The sequence below is a fragment of the Bartonella sp. AP40SXNS genome (assembly GCF_042195825.1).
Taxonomy (GTDB): domain Bacteria; phylum Pseudomonadota; class Alphaproteobacteria; order Rhizobiales; family Rhizobiaceae; genus Bartonella.
This window is the reverse complement of sequence record NZ_JBHIPB010000138.1, coordinates 1-520: the sequence shown is the minus strand read 5'-3', so window position 1 is coordinate 520 and position 520 is coordinate 1. Positions and strand designations below refer to the sequence as shown.

Annotated in this window: 1 protein-coding gene and 1 pseudogene; both read right to left on the bottom strand. The window is 40.4% G+C overall.

The annotated features are described in order from the left end of the window. Positions 1 to 341, bottom strand: a 341-nt coding sequence (locus tag ACFILZ_RS10195) for a hypothetical protein (protein WP_375611106.1), incomplete at its 3' end; no start/stop codon positions are given. Further along, positions 338 to 520: pseudogene (locus ACFILZ_RS10190) on the bottom strand (filamentous hemagglutinin); the annotation flags it as partial. The pseudogene ACFILZ_RS10190 and the gene ACFILZ_RS10195, both read right to left, overlap by 4 nt.

Below are 520 nucleotides of genomic sequence, written 5' to 3'. Positions count from 1 at the left end.
GGAACAACAGCGCCTGGACGACAAATGGGCAAGTTTTTCTCTTTAAAAGTATAACATGGCCCTCCCGCTCTTGCTACTTCTTCATCTTTATAGCGGAATCCTGATTGGAGCATGCAAGCATAAGTTGTTGCTTTAGCATTAATACTCTGCTGTTGGTTTTCTGGATCGATATCATAAGGCGTTGGCATGCCACATTCTAATAGGGCTTTTCCTATCTCCGTAAAATCAGTAACACTATTTTTCTCCCACATACTCAAATACCCTGGAGCAGGCTTATCAATGTTACATCCAGCAATATTTAACAGAATGAGACCACTTAATAATTTCAAGATTTTCTTCATTTTTTTCTTCCTGAATATTTTGAATAAATTGGCGTACGATTAGGTGAACCGTAGCGCCATGTACAAGCATCACCGGCATGACCATAACAAGCATGAACACTTGGGTAGCCCTTAAATATTTGCCCTGCTTCTTTCCAGGGACCACTTCCAGGAGGTATTTGTTCAAAAGTGTAAGGATT